The organism is Nostoc parmelioides FACHB-3921, assembly GCF_014696625.1.
GTDB lineage: Bacteria > Cyanobacteriota > Cyanobacteriia > Cyanobacteriales > Nostocaceae > Trichormus > Trichormus parmelioides.
Genome location: NZ_JACJQL010000065.1, coordinates 1 through 23,369 on the forward strand (window position 1 = coordinate 1; position 23,369 = coordinate 23,369).

The 23,369-nt window shown below is 41.0% G+C and carries 23 protein-coding genes; 18 read left to right on the top strand and 5 right to left on the bottom strand.

Going from position 1 to position 23,369, the window contains the following annotated elements; genetic code table 11:
* The first annotated feature begins 156 nt into the window (after positions 1-156).
* Genes H6G14_RS26655 through H6G14_RS26690 form a run of 8 tightly spaced genes read left to right on the top strand, consistent with a single transcriptional unit; the run spans position 157 to position 8,291 of the window.
* On the top strand, positions 157-1,563 hold the full coding sequence (locus H6G14_RS26655; protein ID WP_242053739.1) for a helicase HerA domain-containing protein: 1,407 nt from the start codon (positions 157-159) through the stop codon (positions 1,561-1,563).
* Positions 1,560-2,120: a hypothetical protein gene (locus H6G14_RS26660; RefSeq protein ID WP_190571203.1), complete on the top strand. Its 561-nt coding sequence runs from the start codon at positions 1,560-1,562 to the stop codon at positions 2,118-2,120. Before H6G14_RS26655 ends, H6G14_RS26660 begins: the two co-directional genes overlap by 4 nt.
* Entirely contained in the window at positions 2,059-2,817 is a 759-nt protein-coding gene (locus tag H6G14_RS33750) for an AI-2E family transporter (RefSeq protein WP_242053741.1), read from the top strand. The genes H6G14_RS26660 and H6G14_RS33750 overlap by 62 nt, the downstream gene beginning before the upstream one ends.
* A complete protein-coding gene (locus tag H6G14_RS26670; protein WP_190571205.1) occupies positions 2,807-3,859 on the top strand; it encodes a type IV secretion system protein in 1,053 nt (350 codons plus the stop codon). The genes H6G14_RS33750 and H6G14_RS26670 overlap by 11 nt, the downstream gene beginning before the upstream one ends.
* The gene (locus H6G14_RS26675) at positions 3,856-4,572 is read left to right on the top strand and encodes a hypothetical protein (RefSeq protein WP_242053743.1); all 717 of its coding nucleotides are present in this window, start codon (positions 3,856-3,858) and stop codon (positions 4,570-4,572) included. Before H6G14_RS26670 ends, H6G14_RS26675 begins: the two co-directional genes overlap by 4 nt.
* A 4-nt stretch (positions 4,573-4,576) precedes the next feature.
* Positions 4,577-6,118, top strand: coding sequence for a TrbI/VirB10 family protein (locus tag H6G14_RS26680; RefSeq protein ID WP_190571207.1), 1,542 nt, complete (start codon positions 4,577-4,579; stop codon positions 6,116-6,118).
* On the top strand, positions 6,115-7,092 hold the full coding sequence (locus tag H6G14_RS26685; protein WP_010994097.1) for a hypothetical protein: 978 nt from the start codon (positions 6,115-6,117) through the stop codon (positions 7,090-7,092). Before H6G14_RS26680 ends, H6G14_RS26685 begins: the two co-directional genes overlap by 4 nt.
* Positions 7,077-8,291 (top strand): hypothetical protein, encoded by a 1,215-nt coding sequence (locus H6G14_RS26690; protein ID WP_242053749.1) that lies wholly within the window; start codon positions 7,077-7,079, stop codon positions 8,289-8,291. The genes H6G14_RS26685 and H6G14_RS26690 overlap by 16 nt, the downstream gene beginning before the upstream one ends.
* A 75-nt stretch (positions 8,292-8,366) precedes the next feature.
* Here H6G14_RS26690 and H6G14_RS26695 read toward each other — a convergent pair whose 3' ends face one another.
* The gene (locus tag H6G14_RS26695; RefSeq protein WP_190571208.1) at positions 8,367-8,759 is read right to left on the bottom strand and encodes a four helix bundle protein; all 393 of its coding nucleotides are present in this window, start codon (positions 8,757-8,759) and stop codon (positions 8,367-8,369) included.
* A gap of 18 nt (positions 8,760-8,777) precedes the next feature.
* On the opposite strand from H6G14_RS26695, the gene H6G14_RS26700 reads away from it, so the two are divergent.
* The 3 genes from H6G14_RS26700 to H6G14_RS26710 are packed head-to-tail and all read left to right on the top strand — an operon-like array spanning position 8,778 to position 12,348.
* Positions 8,778-10,547 (top strand): type IV secretory system conjugative DNA transfer family protein, encoded by a 1,770-nt coding sequence (locus tag H6G14_RS26700; protein WP_190571210.1) that lies wholly within the window; start codon positions 8,778-8,780, stop codon positions 10,545-10,547.
* A gap of 9 nt (positions 10,548-10,556) precedes the next feature.
* Positions 10,557-10,958: a hypothetical protein gene (locus tag H6G14_RS26705; protein WP_190571212.1), complete on the top strand. Its 402-nt coding sequence runs from the start codon at positions 10,557-10,559 to the stop codon at positions 10,956-10,958.
* The gene (locus tag H6G14_RS26710; protein ID WP_242053755.1) at positions 10,951-12,348 is read left to right on the top strand and encodes an apolipoprotein A1/A4/E family protein; all 1,398 of its coding nucleotides are present in this window, start codon (positions 10,951-10,953) and stop codon (positions 12,346-12,348) included. The genes H6G14_RS26705 and H6G14_RS26710 overlap by 8 nt, the downstream gene beginning before the upstream one ends.
* A 2-nt stretch (positions 12,349-12,350) precedes the next feature.
* Here the strand turns inward: H6G14_RS26710 and mobF are convergent, their stop codons facing one another.
* The gene (mobF, locus tag H6G14_RS26715) at positions 12,351-16,712 is read right to left on the bottom strand and encodes a MobF family relaxase (RefSeq protein ID WP_190571214.1); all 4,362 of its coding nucleotides are present in this window, start codon (positions 16,710-16,712) and stop codon (positions 12,351-12,353) included.
* Positions 16,713-17,502: 790 nt separating this feature from the next.
* Here mobF and H6G14_RS26720 point away from each other — a divergent pair.
* Genes H6G14_RS26720 through H6G14_RS26730 form a run of 3 tightly spaced genes read left to right on the top strand, consistent with a single transcriptional unit; the run spans position 17,503 to position 19,854 of the window.
* Complete coding sequence (locus H6G14_RS26720; RefSeq protein WP_190571216.1) at positions 17,503-18,621, top strand: ParM/StbA family protein; 1,119 nt, start codon at positions 17,503-17,505, stop codon at positions 18,619-18,621.
* The gene (locus H6G14_RS26725; RefSeq protein WP_242053760.1) at positions 18,614-19,066 is read left to right on the top strand and encodes a hypothetical protein; all 453 of its coding nucleotides are present in this window, start codon (positions 18,614-18,616) and stop codon (positions 19,064-19,066) included. The genes H6G14_RS26720 and H6G14_RS26725 overlap by 8 nt, the downstream gene beginning before the upstream one ends.
* An 11-nt stretch (positions 19,067-19,077) precedes the next feature.
* Positions 19,078-19,854: a hypothetical protein gene (locus tag H6G14_RS26730; protein ID WP_190571219.1), complete on the top strand. Its 777-nt coding sequence runs from the start codon at positions 19,078-19,080 to the stop codon at positions 19,852-19,854.
* A 90-nt stretch (positions 19,855-19,944) separates the two neighbouring features.
* On the opposite strand, the gene H6G14_RS26735 is transcribed toward H6G14_RS26730, so the two are convergent.
* Positions 19,945-20,097, bottom strand: coding sequence for a hypothetical protein (locus tag H6G14_RS26735; RefSeq protein WP_190571220.1), 153 nt, complete (start codon positions 20,095-20,097; stop codon positions 19,945-19,947).
* A gap of 276 nt (positions 20,098-20,373) precedes the next feature.
* Positions 20,374-21,126 (bottom strand): antirestriction protein ArdA, encoded by a 753-nt coding sequence (locus tag H6G14_RS26740; RefSeq protein ID WP_190571222.1) that lies wholly within the window; start codon positions 21,124-21,126, stop codon positions 20,374-20,376.
* Between the two features lie 305 nt (positions 21,127-21,431).
* On the opposite strand from H6G14_RS26740, the gene H6G14_RS26745 reads away from it, so the two are divergent.
* From H6G14_RS26745 to H6G14_RS26755, 3 genes are read left to right on the top strand one after another with little or no spacing between them, the layout of a single operon-like run.
* Positions 21,432-21,626: a ribbon-helix-helix domain-containing protein gene (locus tag H6G14_RS26745; RefSeq protein WP_190571224.1), complete on the top strand. Its 195-nt coding sequence runs from the start codon at positions 21,432-21,434 to the stop codon at positions 21,624-21,626.
* Between the two features lie 30 nt (positions 21,627-21,656).
* A complete protein-coding gene (locus H6G14_RS26750) occupies positions 21,657-21,794 on the top strand; it encodes a hypothetical protein (RefSeq protein ID WP_190571227.1) in 138 nt (45 codons plus the stop codon).
* Between the two features lie 58 nt (positions 21,795-21,852).
* Complete coding sequence (locus H6G14_RS26755) at positions 21,853-22,107, top strand: hypothetical protein (RefSeq protein WP_190571229.1); 255 nt, start codon at positions 21,853-21,855, stop codon at positions 22,105-22,107.
* 47 nt (positions 22,108-22,154) lie between these two features.
* Here H6G14_RS26755 and H6G14_RS26760 read toward each other — a convergent pair whose 3' ends face one another.
* Positions 22,155-22,364 carry a hypothetical protein gene (locus tag H6G14_RS26760; protein ID WP_242053762.1) on the bottom strand — a complete coding sequence of 70 codons (210 nt, stop codon included), beginning with the start codon at positions 22,362-22,364 and terminating at the stop codon, positions 22,155-22,157.
* Between the two features lie 165 nt (positions 22,365-22,529).
* Here H6G14_RS26760 and H6G14_RS26765 point away from each other — a divergent pair, with 165 nt between their 5' ends.
* Positions 22,530-23,198 carry a hypothetical protein gene (locus tag H6G14_RS26765; protein ID WP_044520323.1) on the top strand — a complete coding sequence of 223 codons (669 nt, stop codon included), beginning with the start codon at positions 22,530-22,532 and terminating at the stop codon, positions 23,196-23,198.
* Positions 23,199-23,369 lie beyond the last annotated feature (171 nt).

Genomic DNA, 23,369 nt, shown 5'->3' on the forward strand with positions numbered 1-23,369 from the left:
TGGAAAAATAAATTTTCTACTTTCACTATTTTTGCGAAGTATAAAATGGATATCTGCTTCGTGAAGCATAATGTGAGCTAAAAGCTCATTTTTTCATTCAAGTCACAAGAGCTAACCCGTGAATCTGAATATGCGTGGCTAATCTGGTTGCAGACTTTGTTAATCAGGCTAGAACCAATACTGTTACGTCCCTACAATCGGCGGCTAACCTTTTTCGCCAGTGAAATCTTAGGACTGACAAATATAGTACAGAACAGTCCCGCAGACGAGCAAGGATTCGAGTTAATCGCCGATGAGAGTGATTCACCCCTTCATCTTGACTTATCAAAAACCAAAAATATCTTGATATTGGGGACAACAGGCTCAGGAAAATCAGTTTTGGTATCATCCATCATCGGCGAGTGCCAAGCTCAAGACATGAGCGTCTTAATGATTGACCTGCCAAATGATGACGGGACAGGAACATTTGGAGACTACACACCTTATCACAACGGCTTTTACTTTGATATTTCCAAAGAATCCAATAATTTAGTGCAACCCTTGGACTTATCAAAAATCCCCCCAGATGAATGGGAAGATAGATTGCAAGCCCACAGAAATGATGTGAACTTGATTGTTCTTCAGTTGGTTTTGGGTTCTCAAACCTTCGATGGATTCCTATCCCAAACAATAGAGTCTTTAATACCATTAGGAACAAAAGCCTTTTATGATCATGCCGATATTCAACGGCGCTTTGCTAAAGCAAAGAAAGATGGGTTAGGTTCTGCTGCTTGGGACGATACACCAACACTCGCAGACATGGAACGCTTTTTCAGCAAAGAGCATATCAGCCTGGGCTATGAAGATGAAAACGTTGACAGAGCGCTGAACTACATTCGTCTACGCTTTCAGTATTGGAGAAATAGCAGCATCGGCAATGCCATCTGTCGTCCCTCCACCTTTAATACTGATGCCAAGCTCATCACTTTTGCACTGACCAACTTACAGTCAAGCAAAGATGCAGAAGTGTTTGGGATGTCTGCATATATCGCCGCCTCCCGCCAATCCCTATCAGCACCCAATAGCGTTTTCTTCATGGATGAAGCCAGTGTATTGTTGCGATTTGCGGCTTTATCGAGGTTAGTAGGGCGTAAATGTGCCACTGCCCGTAAAGGCGGCTGTCGAGTAATGCTGGCAGCACAAGATATTCTTTCCATCGCTAATTCAGAAGCAGGGGAGCAGATTTTGCAAAATATGCCCTGCCGTTTAATTGGGCGGATAGTTCCTGGGGCAGCTAAAAGCTTTACCGAACATTTAGGAATTCCAAAAGACATTATTGATAAAAACGAAAGTTTTCGTCCCAATATTAAACAGTTATACACACTGTGGTTGTTAGATTACAACAACAAGTATGTACGCTGCCGTTACTATCCCTCTTATGCAATGTTGGCGTTAGTTGCTAATAGCAGAGAAGAGCAAGCAGCCCGTGACAGATTTAAAAGAAAGTACCCAGACAAATTCAAATGGGTAGCCGAATTTGCTAACTACTATGTGGAATGTATTCAGCAAGGTAAGCCTCTATGAAAAAGTTGGAAATTGCTACAGGATTGGCACAATATAAAGTCTTGCTGGCGATTTTAGGAGTTGTAGGAGCAGGACTGTCATTTGAAATGTGGAAATGGAATCAACAGCAGCATGAAAAGTATATTGCTGAGAAAGAGCAAGCTTGTCAACAATCTATAGAAGATGCAAGTAATGAGGTGTTAAGTAATAGATTTCTAAAATCAAATTATTATGCTGGACTGATGCTACAACAGTCAAAATTCAGATTAAATCAGCCAGGAATTAATACTAAATTTAAGGCTGATAAGGATTATATTTTAATGTATTCTCAGCCAGCATCTTTAATTCCAAATAATCCTAGATATGAGGGAAGTTTGTTTGAAAGACTATCAAAAGTAACGAATAAACAGCCTCCAGCACCAATAATAGTTACTGGTAAAAAACTGTCAGGAAATAAAGTAGAGGTAATATCTGCTTGCGCTCCCAAATCTTTTACAGTCTCCTTGGAGAATTTATATGAAATCACTCAGCCAATTGATATCAGCCCCTATTTACCACCGTTTAGCAGCTTTGACTAGTTTAGTCGTTCTGTTTATTTTATTTTCAGCCTTACCTGCTCAGGCAGGGTCTTCTTTTTTGGATCAACTTCAGCAAGTTATTGTTAGTTTACAAACATACATTGAACAACAAAAACAAGAATTTAGTCAGCAGTGGGAAGAATTAAACGGTGATTTAAGCGACGCTATCAGTTCTACAGTAGGAGATTTAGGAATACCTGACCCCTTAAAAGCAGGTAAAAAAATTAAAGTAATTATTCAACAGCAAGATACTGATTTAGTTCAAACTGACTCTCAAACTCAAGGCGAAAATGCTCAAAGGAATTGGCATCAATCTTATAGTTATGGTCTTTCTCAATCAGTTCTAGGTAGAGAAGGACAAAAGATTCAAGCACAAGAAGCCGAAATGAGTAATGAAGCGTTAGGAATATCATCTAATAATGCTGATGCGGTACAAAACGATGTCATTACTCAAGACATTTTAAAAAAGATGGCAGTCCAGAATTTGCAAACAACAATTATTACTAAATCAATTCACAGCGAATCACAAAAACAGACTAGAGCCTTATCAGCAGCCAATATCAATTTGAGTGACATTTCCAGTAGGTTAGACGAGCAAGCTAGAAAAGAACAAGCTAATAGTAATTCAAGTGCCAAACAAATTATAGGTACGGCTGCTTTCGCTGATGCTTTTTGGGAACAGAACAATGCTAAATAATTTAACTAATTTCTTGTATTTACTAGCAGTGACCGGAGATACGAATGCAGAAGATATAGTAGATGGTGCTATTAACGCCTCTCGCATGGTTGTATCTTCATTCAATCAAGATTGGCAAGATTTAGCTAGTGGGAATAGTGAGGTTTTCAAAGCAGTAGTAGCTGTAGCTGCTTTATGTGGAGTTGTATTTGTTTCCTTCTGGTCATTAAGTTGGTACTCTAGGTTAACTCAGGAAGGATTTAGTAATGAAGTTATAAACGAGATGGTCTATCCATTATTAGTCTGCCTAATGTTAACAGTTAATAATGGACAATTACTAGCGAGTACATCTCTGATGTTTCGTAATGTAGCAGTTGGCTTAAATGACAAAGTATTAAGTATTACGAGAAATGGCATTACTTTAAGAGATGCTATTCGTACTGCTAATATGGATCAGGCATTCGCTCTTTCAGTTCAAGCACAAATGCAAGAATGTGAAAAAAAGCCTACAAGTGGAAAGGACACGCAAGGAAATCCAGTAAATCCACGAGAATTATGTCAGAAAGAGAAAGCTGATGAAATTAAACAGCAAGCTCAAAAATATAAAGAAAAATATGGATTACCTTCCTATTCAAATAGCTGGAATCCATTAGATATAGCTGGGCAGACTATTAATTCAATGGTGCAAGCCTTGTCATGGATTATATTTAGTGGTTTACAAGCAGCCTTTCAATATGTGGTTCAAGTAGCATTCCTACTAAATGCTTACATCGCCCCTATCTTTCTAGTACTGTCACTTTTTCCCTTTGGAGCTAAACCAATCTATGCTTGGGTTTCAGGATGGTTATCACTGACTTTAGTATTAATGTCATACTCCATTGTTTGTGGAATTGCTGCCAGCGCAATAGTGAATGCTAGTAATAATAATCCCTTGTTCTTACAGCTAGTACAAGCAATTTTATCTCCAATTCTGGCATTAGCAATTGGTTCTGGAGGAGGGATGGCGGCTTTTTCCTGTTTCTCTAGTAGTGGCAGGTTAGTCTCAGGGAGGGTATTTAGATGAGATTACTAGATAAAAGGGAAATAAATTTTGCCCCTTTACTATCAATAGGACAGACCATAGTTTTAATATTTGTTTTTTTAATCAGCATAGCTAATTCAGGTAGATTAGGTAAAATTGCCAGCAGTAAGCCAACTCTAGTTGAACTGCAAGATGGAACATCTATCAGGGCAATTCCAATCGGAGAGAAAGAGCGTACTGACAAAGCAATTATGGATTTTGTGGGTCGGACAATGATGAATTTGATGAGTTGGAATGCTCTACCAAAATCATCAGATGAAAATCTAGACCCAAGAAATCTAAAGCTTGATACTGGTGTACAGATAGCTGATAAAAAACTAACTACAAATACCTGGGGTGCAGGGTTTGCATTATCAGAAGATTTTCGTGCTAGTTTTTTAAGAGAAATAGCCGGATTGACACCATCTGATGTATTTACTGGTGATACACAATCAGCCTTATTAGTGCGTTATTTGACACCTCCTGAAAAAATATCAGAAGGGAAATGGCGAGTAGATATGGTAGCTAACTTGGTGGTCTTTAAAGGAAAAGACCAATCAGGTCAAGCAATTGGTTTTAACAAAACAGTTTTCGTCAGAGCAATTGATACCCCACCATTACCAAACAATCCTTCAGAACAACTTTTAGCTGCTTACAATGCGCGAAAAGCGGGAATGGAAGTGTACCGTATTCAAGATTTAGACTTAGGAAGGTAGCTTTATGTCGAGTCAGGTTGCAGATAATCCAAATTCAGAAGCTACTCCCAAGACGGACAATCGTAGCCAAGAATTTGCACAGATGAATGGCGCAGAGATGAAAGCTGATTCAACAAAATTAGCAGAATCAACAGTCAATGCACCACAAAGTGAGCCAGAGGAAGTTGTTACTACTCGTCCAGTAGCTGGACATCCTTTATTAAAAGGACTAACAATCTCCGGTGGAGTGTTACTGTTAGTTCTCAGTTTTGCAACGATGATTGGCACATTAACAGGAGCTTTAAATTCATCCAGTAATAATCAAAGTGAACAAAACACAAAAACTACTCCAGAGGTGAAACCAGACACCGAAGAAAATGAGAAAGGAGAGCTAAAAACAGCAATAGCTATCACTTCCCAAAAAGGTGAATTGCAAGCCATTAGTAAAAAAGATCATGGGGATGTATCACCTACACCATCACCAACAACCATCCCTACAACTACTGCCGTTACTGTGAGAACTCAGCCAATACCAAGGCAATCAACAACTTACCAAGTGCCACCGCCCCCTGCTCCCGTAACCAGACCAAGTAGAAGCTATCAGGCTGCTTATATACCTAGACAGTCGTTTTCTCCTGCCCCTATCTCTGCACCCCCCGCGCCTCAGCCGAAACCTGTAACCGTCAGACCTAACGTTAGCAGTTCCCAGCCATTACCTTTGGTGAGAACCACCCCCAAAGACCCGATGCAGGAATGGTTAGCAGCAGCAAATGTAGGAAATTACTCCTCTAGCGACTCTAGTAATGGTGAATCAAACTATGAACAACCAGATTTAAAAAACGCCCAAGTAGAGGGAGGCACAGGAGTTAGACCAGTAAATGCTTCTTACCCAAATCAAGATTCCTCTCAACCACCAATTAATTATGATGGCAAACGGGTACTAGTGGGGACTCGTGCCGCCGGGGTGATGGAAACTCCTATTGCTTGGGTAGGTAGTAGTGTCAGTAATCAGCAGGAAGGGCAGACTTCTTTAATTAGGCTCTCCCAACCCTTGAAAGCATTTGATGGAGAAGAAGTGTTACCCAAAAGTGCTTATATTGTCGCTGTTGTTAACCCAACGAATTCAGAAATAGCCCAAATGACGGCGGTAGCTGCACTGGTTAATAGTGGTGGCACAACACAAGAAAGACAATTGCCAGCAAATTCTATTTTGGTATTAGGTAAAAACGGCAATTTACTAAAAGCCCAATCGCGTAAAGGTGGGGATAATTTAGGTTCTTCACTGATGGCATCCTTGCTATCTGGTTTATCTAAGGTAGCGGAAATTCAAAATCGAGCTAATTCAGAGACAACAATTAGTTCATTAGGTACGACCACTACCACTACAAATAACGGTGAAAAAGATTTAGTAGCAGGTTTTGCTCAAGGTAGTATCAATGAAATTTTAGACAGGATGAAAAACTCAAACGAGCGGCAAATACAAGGGCTACAGCAGCAACAACAAGTCTTTGTAATTGAAGCAGGACAGCAAGTACAAGTTTTTGTAAATCAGTCTATTTCGATATGAAAAGTTTAGCTGTTTTACTGGCAACTACGTTAGTTATCGGTGGTAATATTGGCATATCTTCAGCATTACCACCAGCCAGAAATGTATATTCACAGGATGCTCAAGGAAGCAATAGTAGAGGAATTGATTTAAAAGTATGGAGTGGTTACGGATTAACCATTAACTTCATTCCTACAGGTGAAACAATCAAACAAGTCTGGCTAGGAGATCCATCACGTTTTGCCCTAACTTCAAATGGCAGCTTATGTCAACGCGGGGTATCAAATGATGAGAATTGCGGAACTGGAGGAGCTACAGTTTTATTTTTGAGGCAGATAAAACCGATTAGTTTCCCATCTTTAACTTCTAGTCAAGATGGCAGTACAGTAATTACAGTAATTACTGCTAGTGCTGAAGGTCAAAAACACTATCAATTCAAGTTAACACCGGCTGGAGGTAAACCAGAATACACAGCCCTAATTATTAAACCGGACTCTGACAGACCCAGGACTCTGTTAGTAGAAAAACCACCTGTAACTGCAATTAGTTCTCGACCAGTGCCAAGTTCTGGGAGTAGGAGCGGAGGGGCAGGGGAGCGGAGGAATAGGGGAGGTGAACAAGTAGTCAATAATAACTTTCTTAACGCCCCAGGCTCAAGAGTTTCGACAGCTGCAAAAATTAATCCTAATCAAAATTTATCACGGCGAACTACTAATAAACCTGTAGAAAGAACCCCTGAAAGCAAAGTAAATCTATCAGCAACCAATTCTCTACAAGTAGGTACGGCATTAAAAAGAAATGATGCTAATGCTGTGGCTTATGGATTAGGGGTAGCCGTTAGTAACGGTGTAGTTAAACCTAAGTCTGGAGAATGGCGTAAAGCACAAGATACTATCCGCTTACTCAGAAGGGGTAAAGCGAGAGACGAGGCTATTAAATTATCAGGTATTCCCCAAGAACTCTTCAATAAATTAATCCAATGGGGGCAAAACTAATGATTTTGAAAAAAGCTATTTTATCAATAGTATCTACGTCTTTACTTGCTGTGTCATTGTTAGAATTGCCAAGGGCAGCAGTGGCAGAGATTCCCACAGTTACTTACACATCAGGTAAATATCAACTAAAATCTCCCGATTGGTCGAAAATAAGCTGGAGTAGCTTAAATCCAGTTCAGGAGCCGGGATATATCAATATAACTCCAGATATTGCTAGTAAATTAGGCTATAACCTCTCCCGTTCTTGGTCAGCCGGACAGAATATTGATTCTGTAATTATGTTAGGGGATGTGGATGAAGCCTTTGCACAAAGTCAATTCACATTACAAATGATAGCTTCAAGAAGTGTCAACCAAAATAATCAATTGACATTAGAAGATTTTGGGTTGATGAAGTGGCAAACTATAGGGTCTTTAGTCAAAGCGATTCCTAGCCTAAGAAATATTAATGTTAGGAGAATTAAACCGATTCAGGACTTACTGCAAAAAGCCGGATTTTATACAGGCGGGACACTTTCACAAGCCTTAAATTACAACACTAAAGTAAGTAAACTTTCATTAAGTCAATTAGATTTGAGCAAATATGCGTTAACCTCAATCCCAAAATTGACGGAAACAAGAATCAGTAAATTTCAAAACTGGCAGCAAAGCTTTATTAATCAAGTGCCACTTTTAAATAAAGTCCCCTTTGATAAAATGCCTCAGCCAATTAACTTTGGGCTTGATGTAGTAGGTATAGCCTCTGTGGTTCTAGGAAAATCGGAGCGTGGGGATTCAAGGGCAAGAGAGAATTACTTTGTGTCTGGTAAAGTCACTCGTTCTGATAAAACTGTTGTTGTCGCCTGTGGAGTAGGTCAAGAGTGTCCTTACTTAGAATTGGGGGATGTCGCCGGACAGCAAGGCAACCTCTACGGTAAGCGTTGGGCTTCTGGCTCCTCACAACAAGTAGATGGTGGTTTTGGCATATTGCAACGTGTTAACGGAGGTAAAGAACCTACAGGTAGGCTAGTTTATGGTTCAGGTTTCAAAGTTGTGCTTACGGGTGTAAACGAATCCACGGGGACAGCTAACTTTGGGCTATTTTTTCGGGTCTGTATGAACTTCTTCTTAGGTGGAAAATCCTGTACTCCTTACTTTATCGGGCCAGTTCCTTGGGTTCCAGTGCAAGAGAATGATTTAGTCATTCTGGGTAGGGGGTGAGAATCTCGCTTGTGATAATAGTTTTTTCGTTGAGGCAGGAGGGGGGAGTGTGGGAAGTGTGGGAGGGGTGGGGAGTTAGTCAAGTAACCAATCATTTGGATGAGTAATCATTTTGACTAACCCACTGAGGACTTGATTGTAAGGAGCATAGAGTTCTCTTCCTTGTTCGACCGTGAGATATTGACATTTCACAGCAAACTTTAACCAAACTTGAGTTTCTGCTGCCTCCGCCTCACAATCATTCAGCTTTGCGACAAAAGCCGCTTTATATCTCCGCTTCCTCCAAGCTTCCGCCAAATTTGCACAGACTGAGCGAGAAGAGCGACGTATCTGGTCGGTTAATGAATATTTTTCCTCAACTGGGAACTTTTTAGAATATTCAAAAATTTGCATTGCAGTCTCAAATGCTAATTGATAAATAGCTAAATCCTCATGAGTTTTAAAATACTTTTTCCCTTTTTCTTCCATTTTCTTGAATTTCGACCAATGTTTTCTTTATCTTCCCACACCCCCCACACCTCCCCAACCTCCCCTGCCCAAAACTTCTACGATGCCTTCTTCTCCCCAATGGGCTTGGCATTACTTGTAAGTGTTGGAGCATTGATGTTAGCCAAGTCAATGGAAGGGCGAGGGGCATCAAACAAGTTAGCACGGGCGCGATGGGCAGGAAGTAGGGAGAAAACAGCAGCTCGTAAGCTGGCCTGTAAACAGATTACTGAACGCAGACATAATAGAGTAGCTTTATATATCGGTACACCCAGATGTACTAAATTCCAAGTTGTCGGCAACAAACGCATTACCAACATTCCAGAAGATAAAAACAGGCTTTATTTGCCAGATGTGCAGCGTGGCATTTTAGTTTCTGGAAGTGGGGGGTCTGGTAAAACCTTCTCCATGATTAATCCTCTGATACGTTCCGCCATCGACCAGGGGCTACCAATAATCATCTACGATTATAAATATTGTCATCAAGAGTCAGAAAAAGCAGAAGCCAAAGGACAAGCGCCCAAGCTGGCAGGGTATGCAGCAGAGCGTGGTTATGAAGTAACAATACTGTCTCCAGGTTTTCCAGAGTCAGGAGTAGCAAATCCCCTTGATTTTCTCCGCAGTCCGACTGATGCAGAGATGGCACGTCAGTTAGCTATCGTCCTGAACCGTAATTTTAAGCTAACAAGCGGCGACTCTTCCGATAGCGGATTTTTTGCGAATGCAGGAGATCAGCTGGCACAGGCTATTTTTATGCTGGCACGCGGTACAAGCTTCCCGGACATTATGATGTGCCATCAACTTCTCAGTTTACCCAGGCTGATTGACCGCATTCAGCAAGCTGACCTAAATCCTTGGGTGAAAGTTGCCTTTGACCAATTCTTATCTGTAGCTGGTAGTCCAGAAACAGCCTCCAGCATTGTTGGTACAACAAGCGGGTTGTTCACTCGCTTTATGACTCCATCAACCTTGTCTGCGTTCTGTGGAACAACAAATATTCCCTTGGACTTGACAGGACGGAAGATGGTTATCTTCGGCATGGACAAAGAAAAACGGGATGTCATAGCCCCACTTTTAGTTTCCATTTTGCATCTTTTAGTAAGTCGAAATGTAGCTAAAAAAAGAACTGAACCCCTAGTTTTAGCATTAGATGAATTACCAACTTTGTTCCTTCCTGCTTTAGTAGATTGGCTGAATCAGAACCGAGAAGATGGTTTAGTTTCTATTTTGGGTTTCCAGAATATTTCACAGCTTGAAAAAGCATATTCAGAGGAAGTTGCTAACGCTATTTTTGGTGGTTGTGCAACAAAAGCCTTTTTTAATCCCCAAGATGATGTAGCTGGACAAAGGTTTAGTAACTTCTTAGGAGATGAACAAATTAAGCATAAAGAACGTTCTCGTACCTCTGGCGGGAAAGGAGGAGCCAGCACATCTTTATCTGAACAAAACAGCACTAGAAACTTGTTTGAGATTAATCAATTTAACTCGTTACCAGAAGGTAGAGCCATAATTGTTAGCCCTGGATTTAGAGGAGGCAGAGAGGTAGGGCTACCACTATTAGAACAAATTCAAATTCCCAAAACTGATAGAAATTCGGAAGTAGAGAGTGTAGAGAAATGGTACAAATTACAGCAAAAATTCATAGCTCAATCAACATTGAGAGAGCCATCTGGTGAAGAATTGGAAATCAGAAGATTAGAAGCCGAAAGGTTATTGCCTTTAGTAGAAGAAAAGGCGGAAGCTGAAAAGATTATGCAGAATGAAATTTAGGTGGAGAAGATGAATAAGTTTTCCGATTATGAATTAGGTCTTTTAGCTAAACTACCGTTAGATATTGCGGCCTTAGCTAATGAACATCGAATTGATATTATGAACGCGGCTGAATTTTGGGATGAACCACCATTTCCCGACAACTATATCCCAGAAATGATTGAAATCTATTACGGCAATACCCCCAGTCCTCATGTGTTTATTGTCAATGGAGAACTAGAGGACTATAGGCTAGATGATTTAAACCTTAATACAAAGTCTATTGCTGTGCAGATTGATGATCAGTGGGCTTATATCCAAGTAGAAGGTCAAGAAATTCTTAATCGATTAGGTGGAGTGATTTTACCAGATGTAGTCATTGAACCAACCGCATTGTTAAATTCTGTTTTACAGGTAGAGAATCATGGATGAAATTAAAGCCGAAAGTAAACAGATACAGCAAGATTATTTAGAAATCCTCAATGATATCTTGCAAAAAGTTATGGAGAAAGGACAATTTCAAGGAGCAGATGCCAATAAGGATATATCAATTTTTGTAGGTAGAGAACTCCAGTATAAAGGTAATCCTCATGGTGAAGTATCGATAAATCTGGTCAAATCAGATTTAGTAGAGCAGTTGCAAAAAGCTATCAATTCTCCTCAAGAACTGAAAGGTTCTGTCCGAATTATGATTGGTAAGGACAAAGCTTTTCATGTCAAAGACGGAAAAGTTATAACAGATAAGCTGGAATTAGCTACTAAGACGGCTCAAAACTTAACTACTAGCCAAACTAAGAATGTCGCTAAATCTCTTCAGAAATCACCAGTTAGTATCAAAGATTTACAAAGTCAAGTTGATACTTTACAGCGACAGGTCGAATCACAACAGAAAGTAATTGATAATTTCAGTAATCAGCAACAGAAATCTCCAGAAGAGATTAATGCACTATTAACTGAATTTAACAACCTCAAGGCAGCTTTTGATACACAACAGAGAACAATTGAGCAGTTACAGAAAGGTTTAACGGCAGTTAATAATCGTAATACTCCCCATGTACAGAACCCATCTTTGAAAGACTGGATAGGTAAACTCGAAACTAATGTCAAAAAATCTGCCCAAGGCTTGTATGAACAAGTTAAATCTAATTTAACTCCAAAACTAGAGGAAATTAAGACACAAATTCAATCGGCACTGACTCCAAAGATGGATAAAATTAAGGCTCAACTAGAAAATCAGATTGAGTCTTTAAAAACAGAAATGCAATCTCAAATGGAGGCGATGAAGAATGACTTAAAAACACAAGCCGATGTTGTCAAAACTGGTATTAGTGAAGTTAAGGAGCTTGTACAGAATGAACTTCAGCAGGGTGTAGAACGTCATCAAGGCGCTTTAGGTGCTGTTAGTAGCAAAATTTCTGAAGAAGTAAATACAGTTCACAAGCAAGTAACTCAAGCTGTTGGAGATATACATTCTGCACTCAATCATACTGTTAAGCAGAACTATGAGAAAGTAACAAATAGTGTGATGGAGGCTAAAGGGAAAGCCATTGCTAAAAGTGTTGATTCCATGCTGCGTCTTTTTGGTCAAACAAATGCAGATGGTTCAATGACTTATGAAAGTAAAAGTTTTAACTTTCATAAACAGGGTAATAATATTTCGATTACAGCTAAAGATGGTAGACCTGTCATGGTAGAAGGTGACTTAACAACTGCTGCAACAGAAAGCGACGTTGAATCTCTCAACAAAGTAGAAACTGTTGTTCATAATTATTTGAAACCTCAAGCACCATCTCACTCACAATCATCAAAACTTAGACGCTAATTTTATCTTCTAAAACCTCGTCTTGGTTGTGGAGATTGTTGACGGGATATAGTCAATTTAGCTTTAACTTCTCGTTCTCTCTGTTTTTGTGTCTCTTTAATGGTTGTTAAACGCTCTTGTAATTGAGGAGTTTTGAGTAAATTATAAATGGTACTCATCTCTAGAGTTTTCGGTTCTCTCTTCCAGGTTTCATGATTTTGAGCCTGGATTTCCCATTGGGATATATCTGATTCTAATTGCTGTTTCTGAGTAAATAATTCTTTGATAGTGGCGATAGTATTTAATTGCTGATTTAGCATTAACTCATACTTATTACTCAACTGATGAAGCGGAATAAGCTCCATCGTTCTGATAGATTTCTCTTGTTGGCTGTGTTTTATCCACAAGCTATCAAGTTGTTGCTGTAACTGGCTAATTTGAATTTCAATAGTTGGCCTATCAATTGGAGGTGGAACTTGTGCTACTGTCTGTGAAAAATATTCCTTAACAGCTTGTTCTAAATACAGTAGCTCTTGGTTAGTCAGTCCATCAATTACTTTCTTAAATGCTGATTGAGTCAGTTCACCAGAAAAACGCTCTTGAAGTCGTTGTTTTCGTTCAAAGTCGCTTAATTTTTTAGGTGGTGTTGGTGGGGTATGTCGTTGTTGATTATTGTTATCTCGCCATGCTTTGAGGGTTGATGCTTCGTAATATACATTCTCGTATGCGAGTGGCCCCTGAGACACAATCAAATCATCAACCCCTTTATCCGGCCCTGGCAAAGTTACCACTTTGACCTTAGCCCCCTGTTCCTCCAGTAGCCCACCAGTACGTGAGATAGCAATCTCTATGTTCTGCTTAGTTTCCGGTCGCGTCTCGTAATCAAAGCAGCAGGTACACTCGCGCCCTGGTGTGGCGAAAACAGCTAACTCGTCCATGAGTCTAGCTTTCACCTTTTCCCCTAGCTCATCCTTACTGCGATAACCAGCATAAATTCCGGGTAGTCCAATTGCAGCATGACCTTGGCTTAACAGACTGGCTGCTTTCTTGGCTCCTTCAGTGATCGTGACTGGTAGATTATGCTTCCAAACACAATACCAAAATCCACAAGAGCGATCGCTTTCGCTTGGCTGTACCCCATGTTTTTCATAGATACGGTCTGCTACCTCATCCGGTACATTAAGCAAGAAAATACTAAGTTCAGTTTTGGGCGGATGTTCATATTTAATAAATTTGCCGGGTTTATCAGCTTTTTCTCTGGGGTTATTCGGTTTGTAGCATCCCCACAATGTTCTATCAGGTTTATCTCCAGGCTGTAAGTTAGCAAAAGACTTGGGATTAACGCCAGCATCACACCACCAGCCGCCATCTTCAATATGAGTATACTTACTCATGATTCCCAACGATAATCTACCTGTGTTCGTGCGTGGCAGATGCTCACTGTACATCAGATATTCCCAAGCCTCATGCTCCCAATCTCTGGTTTGGTGCAGACTTTTAAAATTACAAGCAGCAATTAGAGGGTGAATGGCACTACCAAATACCAATTCTCGCCAGTGTTGGGAGTCTAGCTGTTCGGACGTTTCAGCCACATTATCTGGAGTCCAGAAGGCTACTTTTGGCTGTGCTGCTTTAGGGATTGGTTTTTTAATAACAAGTTTGGGAGTAGAAGTAGGCTCTGGGGCAGAGGGCCTGGGGGGCATAGGGGAAGAATTAGTATAGGATTTCTCCTCTGCTCCCCTGCTCCCCTGCTCCCCTGCTCCTGGGCTTCGCGGTTCCTTCGCTACAATCGCAGTAGATGTAACCTTTTCTTTCTCTAGTTTTGACTGGCGTTGCTTCTCTAATTCTTTCTGCCGTAGTAGCGCCAGTGCATTTTCCTTAGCCCTACTTGACTGCGCTAGGGCTAGTAAATCGTCTTTATTTTCCGTGTACAGTTTTAATTCATACCTAGCACGGCTAACTGCAACATAAAAGCTTTCTTGCCCAATAGTGTAATCCGCCGCTATCAGCACTCGGTCTGCCGTTTTGCCCTGGCTACTGTACGTAGTGCTGACTGTTGCATAATCCAAGTGTTGGGCTTGTTGTAGGTTGATAAATTCAGTTTGACCACTATCTAAATACTCGATTTGAGCGTTAGAACCAGCAATGCCCTTAACTACAAACTCCTGACCGTTGCGTCGTCCTAATTGACGATCATTTTTTGTCCAGCGTAGGCGATCGCCCAGGGCAATTTCAAGGAGTTGACGTTGGTAAACCGCTTTCCTAAATCCCGTGTCTACCTGAAAGTGTTGCCCATCAGGAGCTTTGAGTCTTAGCCCGTCATCATCCTTACCAACTACTTCATATAATTGGCCTTTCTCCAACCCCCGGCGTTTGGAACTGCGAGTGGGCATGACCATATCACCCAATTCAAAGTTATGGGTGTAGCGCATTTGCACGGAAGTTAAGTCTTTGGCTTGCAGTTGGGTGATGGTGGTCGCAGTCCCTAAACTACCTTCAGTTTTTAAATGCTCCCGAATCGCTTGCGTAATTGCCAAACGCTCTTTATTGGTTCCAGCTAATACGAGGGTTTGCGCTCTTTGTTCGGGTGTGGCTGTTATATAGTCACGGGCGATCGCCGCAATTTTGGATTCTGCCGTTACAGTCTCAATACAACCGTTTTCATCCAAACGGTTAAATCCTTCCTCAATTTGACCATCAGCAATTAAGTCTACTGCTAATTTCAGCTTCGGCGCACGTTGCCTCAAAGATTCATTTAAGTGGCTGGTCTTAATTCCCGCCTGTTGCAAAGACTTGAACGGGTTGCCAGCTTCTACTGCTGATAACTGTTTTGTATCTCCTACTAACAAAACTCTGGCTTGCTCAAGGGTTGCCCGTTCTAGAAGAGCAAGGGCATCTTTGGCACTAAGTAACCCTGCTTCATCCACCACCCAAATTTGATTTGGTTCAATTTCTGCTTGTGGCTCAGAAACTAGCAGCCTAGCAACAGTTTCGGCTTGGATATCCAACTCTTGACCCAAAACCTTAGCAGCCATCGAACTGGGGGCAAAGCCTTTAATGGTATGGCCTGAAGTGGTGGCGATTTCCTTCAACTCCTTGAGAGCGAAAGTTTTACCAGCACCGGCTACCCCCTGCCATGCCGTAAATTGGTCAGTTGTAGTTGCCGCATCTAGGACGGCTCGACGCTGATCCGGGTTCAAAGCAGTTGTTTCCAAATGGTTTTCCACTACTTCCGGGTGAGCCAGAGGACTAACTCTACCTTGCCCAGACTGCATCAATTTAATAGTTGCCAGTTCTCGATTAACTGCTGCGAGTGTTGTAAAGTCGCGCTTTTCGGGAGATAAGCTGAGTAATTCCGAGTTAGCTTTAACTAACGGCTCGATAAGGCTTACATCTGTGGCTAGTCCTTGATTGAGAATGAATTTTTCTAAGTCTTCTTGAGTAAAAGCTACATTTCTTTCTGAACAGTGAGCGATCGCCTCCTCTAAATTCTCATAACTCACTAACCGGGGCTGTAGCTCCGGCTGTGCCTCAAGAGGTTCTACAAATTGGATACCCAGTGCTGCCGCTTCCTCTCGCCACTTTGCTTTCAACTCATTCGGGTTGATTTTCTGCTTGATGTTACGAGTAGCAGTCCAAGCCGCTTCTCGCTCTGCCCAAGTTGCGTTTTCCCCTGCTGCATTCAGTATCTGCTGCCGTCGTTTAGAAAACTCTCTTAAATCCTCATCTCGAAAGCCTTTAATCTCAAACTGCCCGTGTTCTCTTGCTTTTACCTCGTAACCTAGCTTTTGTACCTCAAGAGCTAGGTGGTTCTGGTACACCATGCCCAGAAACTTCTTATTTTTGAAAATCTCATCATTGAAAAGACTGTACCACTGACCAGTTTCAAGCTGCGTCATATTCATGACTAAAGCATGAGTGTGGAGATGCGGATCTAGTTCCCTAGTTTCGATGTGGTCAAACTCGGCGATGACTAGGTTGTTAGTGCTGATTAGTTGCTGCCCTTTCTCGGTTGTGGCTCTGGTGTAGCTATAACGTTCCTCAATCAGTTTAATGGTTTTTTGCACTGCTAACTGATGAGCAGTAATCAGCCTTTCATCCCCATCTACCAACGCTTGCAAACTCACACTCTTCGGTGCAGAGAAAGTAAAGTCTGTTGCTGCTCGTCGTTGTGAAGAGTCTAACTTTCTGGCACAGAGGTTTTGGCTGCCATCAGGCGACAACCCATTGACAATGTTGAAGAAGGTTTCTTGATCATCCACTGCTCCTGACAATCCTAATTTCTTCGCACCTTTACCACACCAGCGTGAAGCACCTTCTTGGTAATACCCTTCCATGAAGTAATGTACTGCTTGCTGGGGTTCTGTGTTTTTTCCTGTTAGCACTGAACACTCCTCTCATAGAATGTCAGGTTTAAAGGTTGGAACAGTTCAGGTATTTGATGAGGATTGCTGATGATAAATTCAAGTTCTATATCTGCATAATTGTTGAGTTCGCTTATTAAGTTTTCAAAGTGAATTTCATCAACACACCACACTTTAAATGAGGCGCAACAGTTGGGCTTTAGCTCACAAAAGAATTTTTCACTCTTAGGCAATATCTGAAATATTTCTACTGCCTGTTTATGGTATTTACAAAAATTAAACCCTACCCAGTTAACTTGTTGGAAATCAGCTACTCGAATTACTACATCAGCAGAAGATTTGTTTCTGGATAATGATTGACTACTCCAGTAACAGCTATTTACCCAATAACACATCGACATCATTTGATGCGCTTGGGTCTTCAAAAGCGAAGCATTTACTTGATGTAGTATTTTGTAATTCAAAACTTTATATTAGTTAATACAGAATTTCTCTGCCCAACTAAATTTTAAAACAAGTGCTTTTTTCTGGCAAAACTTTTTTGCGTACTGTGCGAAAAGTTTATTTTTTGGTGGTGACATGGTTTTCACATAAAACTGACATGAATTTGCCGTGAAACTGCCATAGTTTTACCAAGGATTTAACATTGCTTCCATGTTAAGAAACTTAGAGTTCCCATAAAAATGACATAGTTTTCACATAGTATTAACATGAGAATCACGAGAGTTTACCATAGATTTCACATAAAACAGGCAGCGCACGCTGATGTGTTTTGTTACCAAGATTTTCATCTACTGAGTCATCAAATTTTATGAACCCATTAACGCTGGCAGTAGATCCGGGTGGTTCGTTTCTCAAATGTTTTTACACCTTGGAAAGCTTTAAACCAGAACTGATTTTGATGGAGCCGGAAGTCGCTACAGTCCCTCTAGAAAGTTTACAAGCTTATGAACAAAGTAAAGTGGGTAGCTCTTCCCCTGAGAATAGTGCTTGGATTGAATATCAAGACAACTTCCAAGCTGTGGGCTTTTTAGCAAGAAAGCGCTTTAATGCAGATTTGCAACTGCAACGCCGCAAGTTTGAATTAGCTTTACCTAAAGTCTTGGCGATGGTAGGAGCGATCGCAGATAAACATGAGTTACCAAATAACTCCTCAATCAGATTAGGTATTTTACTTCCGTGGGGTGAGTACCAAGATAGGGCCTTATTTGGGGAGCTAATCACCAAAGCATTAGCTGATTATAAGTTCAAAGAACAGTCCAAATCCTTTGTAGTGGATGCTTTTATCTGCTTACCGGAAGGTGGAGGTATCCTAACTAGAGGTCGCGCCCCTGGTTCTAGTATCAAAGACCAGACCATTGCTGTGATCATGCTGGGATACCGCGATACTTCTATCCTAGTGATTGAACGCGGGGAAATGAGCAAGGGGAAAACAGAACCGTTGGGATTCTCCAAAATGATTGAATCGGTAATGGCGCAAACATCCGGCTTGAATGCCCATCAGTTAACGGCGGCAATTTGTAAAGCGGGGCGAAATATTAATCCTAAAGCCCTAGAAGAATTGGCGGCTGTCGATGTTGCTTACAAAGAACATGAGTTAGCCACAATTAAAACTGCTGTGACTAACGGCAGAAAAGAATACTGGATGATGTTGTCCAATTGGTTAAAGTTGCAAGTTCCCCGCGATGTTGATGAAGTAATTATTGGTGGTGGTACTGCTCACTATTTTCGTTCTCAACTAAATAACTTGTTTTCGGCAACTACAGTTAACTGGTGTGATCATTTGGAATCACAAATCACCAGTAATTTCTCTCAAGTGGCTGCCAAATCCCTGCAATACCGATTAACCGATGTTTATGGATTATTTTTCTACCTGTGTGGTAACAGTATGAGGCAAAATAAAGTACAGGTAGGTACTGCCAATGGATAAGCCAATCGAGTACCGATGCCGTATTGCGTTGGAAGCTCAAGAATCTAATGTTGCCTTAGTCAACTTTCTCAAAGCCAAGGAGAATTTAGTTCTGAGCGAGAGAGATAAACTATTTTCTGCCCTGTCCGCCTATTGGCTACCGTTTGCAATGAGGAATGCAGGGTGTTCAGATGAGGAATTAAAGCAGTCTGCTAAGAACGCGGTTTATCGCTTAAAGCTGCATATTAGCTATCTGGTTGAAAGTTTCGGTCTGGATTTAGAAGATGCTGTATTACAGCCTGCCACAGCTACAAAACCTATTCGACCAGTGACCAAAACACCAAAGGTTGAGCTTGATTTGCAACCATTAACTGCTCCTGAAGCATCAGACCATGCTTCGCAGCCAGATTTAGAGCAGTTGATACATCACGAAGATGACGGCACTTTTGAAGGATTATTTAATTAGTGAGGGGTAATATGCCTTATACAAAAGAGGCCTTACAGAATATGTATGCTTTATCAGCAGAAGATGTGAATGCAACTCTGGAAGTTTGCGGGTTGCCTGTGGATAAAGAGGAGTATGGCGATGAAGAAATTGCGGCGGTCGATTTTCAACAAGCGGTTGAGTTAGTCAAACAACAGAACTCTGATACATCTTCTACCCCAGAAAATGATGCTCCAGAAGGTAAGAAGAAAAGGAAGTCCAAACCCTTAGATACTACTGAGTTACTAGCTAAGGCCCGTGACAAAGGGATTAAACTCAGCCTGCTAGAAACAATGCAAGTATTACAGTCCTGTGGGCTATCAGAAAAGGATGAATACTCTCAGGCTGAATGCGATCGCTTCCTTGAGGCTGGCGATTTAATTAAAAAGCAAAGTAAATCCGTTGAGGAAGTGGCACAGCATTTTGGATTAAGTACCAATGACTCTATGCCAGAAGCGGATGTAGATACTGATGCGCTTTTGCAAGAGCTTGGAGATACTACCGCTTTGTTAGGTGAGGAAGAGCGAGAATTAATCAGAGAAATGGTGCGACAGAAAGCTAAAGGTGATATGGCTGGACTACCCAAACTGTATTTGCAATCTTTATTAGAGGAAATGCGATCGCCCCAATTTCAACAGGAGTGGCAGCAACTACGAGAGGCATTTAAGGCCAAAGTCATGGGAAAAAAGCAGACTTCCCCGATATTCCCGTTGCAGCCGCCTTTAATGAGCTTGCCACCGACATCGGAGAATGGGTCAATATCCGAATAGTTGAAGAAAAACGCACGATTGAGGTCAAGGCACATAAAACTATTGAGGCAAAAGCCAACATTCGGGCTATCCAGATAGCTTTAGACAAACTCAATCAATCTCAGCAATGGATTGAAGCTGAACAAAAACAAGCCCAATTGAGAAGTCAGCACTCTCACGAATTCCGAGTAAATTTAATTTATTTTGCTCGGTGGATTGGGTCTGGTTGGTCAGGCTGGCTAGTTTATCTGGGATCGTTTGCAATTTACTTATCCTTGGGCTTCGCTTCGGGTCTTAACTTCCCTTCTGCGATCGCCTGTCCCAATACCAAAAGTTACTGTTACCTTTTGCGATTGGATAAAAAAACTGTGGTCATTCCTAGTGATTACATTAAACAAACATCTCCAAAAAAATCCAATCGTCAACGTTAATTAAAGAGGCTGTTTTTCAAGCTGACAAATGATTTTTATCAAAATTAATTTGTCAATTAGTCACTTTTTAAATATAAAGGGGTAGTTATTAACTACCCCCTTAATTTTATTAGTGACGACTAAAAACGTAGACTTTCTTATAACTTTCTTCTACTGAATAGTAGGAGTCAATAAACCAATCACGGGCTATTGCTTCAAAATCGAGGTAGAAGCTAGGAATACCCATATCTTCTAAGTTCTTAATCAATCCCTGTTGTTCGAGTTGGTCATAAACAAAGTCTTGTTCGTTTTCGTACTCACCCCAATAATGTTCTTGAAAATCTTCTACACTAGCTTCACTACTGTCGTATTCATAATAAGCTGCGTAGGCTGCGCCATGCTCTGATAATATTTGAGCAAGTTCGGCTAGTTTTTCTATACTTTCGTATTCATCAAGGTGAATACCATGCCAATTCTGAAAATCATGGATTGCCCAGTCCTCACAGGCTTCGTAATTACGGCAGGGCGACCAAGATAACATCCATTCAATGTCTTCTTGAATGTCCGAAGCATCTTGTGTACAGTCAATCCACATCCCGTGTAAAAAGCTGTTGTTGTAAGCAGATAGACAAGCTACATAAATCTGTGGTGCATCATCATCAAAACATTCACGCTCATGCTTGGGAAATGGAAGCAAACAGCTTGCACCTTCAACTATTGGTGAGTCAACATCAACTAAACTAATTGCTAAATCTACTGCCCTTTGTTCTTGAAAAGGAACGATTAAAAGATTGCCTTCAAGATGACAGTTGTAAACTTGCTCTGCTACTAATTGCGCTTCTATTTCTGAGTGAAATATGAGGGTGTTAGAAAACAAATTCATGTGTTACAATCCTTTTAGTGTTTAAAACTCAAAAAGAGTGATCAAGATTCGCAGTCGGGATCACTCTTTTTGTTGTCTAAGGCTTTAGGTTACTGGCGCTACATCTTTAACTTCACGCTTCGGTTCGATTCCGTTACCGGGAGTCTTTGTGGCGCTCCTTTTCCTATTTCCTTATATCATTATTATCCCGCATATATGCGGATTTATCAAGTGTTTTAGCAATAATTTTCTATTAAAATAACTAATATGTTGCCGCATATATGCGGGATGTGTTAGATTATGGTTATGAGAATGAGCTAACAATTATGAGAAAAGATTATGAAACTCGCTTCCAACCAAAAGGGGTAGGAGTAAAGCATGATACAAAGCCTATCTCCGTTATGCTTCCAGAGGATTTGGATCAGTATGTGAGAGCTAAGAAAAATCGTTCCGAATGGCTACGGCAGGTTATTGCTGAAGCTGTAGCTAAGGAACAAGCTTCAGCTTCCCAGGAAGATTAATTGTGAATTTTCTCCAGGCGATCGCTTCCTGTGGGGCGTAGCATCATTGCCTGCGGTCTGTGGAACGCCATCCCTAAATTTGTATATCTCTATGATGAAAACCCAAATAGTACAGAATTATGGTCGCCTGGAAGTCCTTTATTTCCTATTGTTGAGGGTGTTGAGTAAAAAACTATATGTCTTAGTGAAGAAACTTTAAAATAAATTCAGTGGTTTGGAGAAAACAATGCAAAGTATCAAGTTATGTTCTCATGTAGGCTCTGATGGCATTTTGCATTTAGAGATACCACTGGGTATAACGGACAAGGAAATAGAAGTGATGGTGATTTATCAACAATTAGAGTCATCGACAACAGTGATAACACCAGAAGAATTGGGCTGGCCAAGTGGTTTTTTTGAGCAGACCTATGGTATCTGCCAAGATGACCCGATTATTATCGATTCTGAGGGTGATTTTGAGATAAGGGAAGAAATAGTGTGAGATATTTATTAGATACCAATGTTTGCGCTCGTTATCTCAATGGCAAGTCACCAGCAATTAGACAACGTTTCTTCCCCAAACACCTGAATTACTCGCCCTACTGTGTAATCATCAAGAACATGGGGACGATTCTGAGCCTCTTGTAAGTTTTGGTACTGGGTTAGAGCATCTGACAATCCTTGCTCAATCATCTGTGCGATGAGGGGCAGTCTGCTAATAGGTTGCCAATTAGGTTGTCCTTGAGGGTTTTTTGACATTACTGCATGATTAATATGATCACCTGAAGGTATCAGAATAGGTGTAGCTTATACAAGCTACCCGAAATCTTTGTTACAATGCGGTTGAAGGCAAAAATTTCAACGAACATACCAACAAGCTGTAAGCTAACTAAAGATGAGTATTGCTGAAGCGTGGGTGTTTTAATGGCTATAGATCGGGAATCGGTAAATTTTAAACTTCCCAAATCTTTAGTTGAATCACTCAGAGCCGAGGCCAAAAAGCGCAACACCTCAGCAACAGAGTTGGTAGTTCATGGTCTGCATCATATACTAGGAGAGACAGAAGTTGTTGAAAACGGTATAGAAGATGTTCTACACCAGATAATTAACCGACTCTCAACACTGGAAGCAAATCAGGTTAATAACACTTCGAGTATAGAAAGTAGTATAGAAAATCGCTTACAGCGAATTGAAACTGTTTTAGGGCAACTCGCCCAGAGTATAGAACAAGGTATAGAATCAACATCCACCCAGCAACAAGCGCAACAACTAAATAAACTGGAAGAAAAGTTAGAAACTGTCGCCAAGAACCTTGCCCAACTCAACAATGCACTGGGGCAGCTTCGACAACAAGGAAATACAGGCAGAAGGCAATTTTCATCATCATCTCATCAGTTCCATGCTAAATCAGTGGAAATTCAATCCTTGGCTGGGGAAAATCTAGCTCGAAGATTGGGTGTTGATGAATTAAGTCTTTCCAGAGAACGAGAAAACAAAAGTCCGTCAGAGTTTGAATCATGGAGCCGACATCGAGATCCCGGTTCTCGTGGCTGGCGTTTTGGTGAAGATGGATTATATTACCCAGTTAAATAATATTAACTGAGGCGATGAACTACAACCCGTGCTAGAAGCGATCGCTTACGGTGAGGAGTTGCCTATTGCCAGAAAAATATCATTTCTTTAATTGTTAAGATAACGCTCGAAACCCGCATCCGTGCCGCGACCCGCCTAGATCGACATAGCCCAATTTCCCTTGGTAAAGGC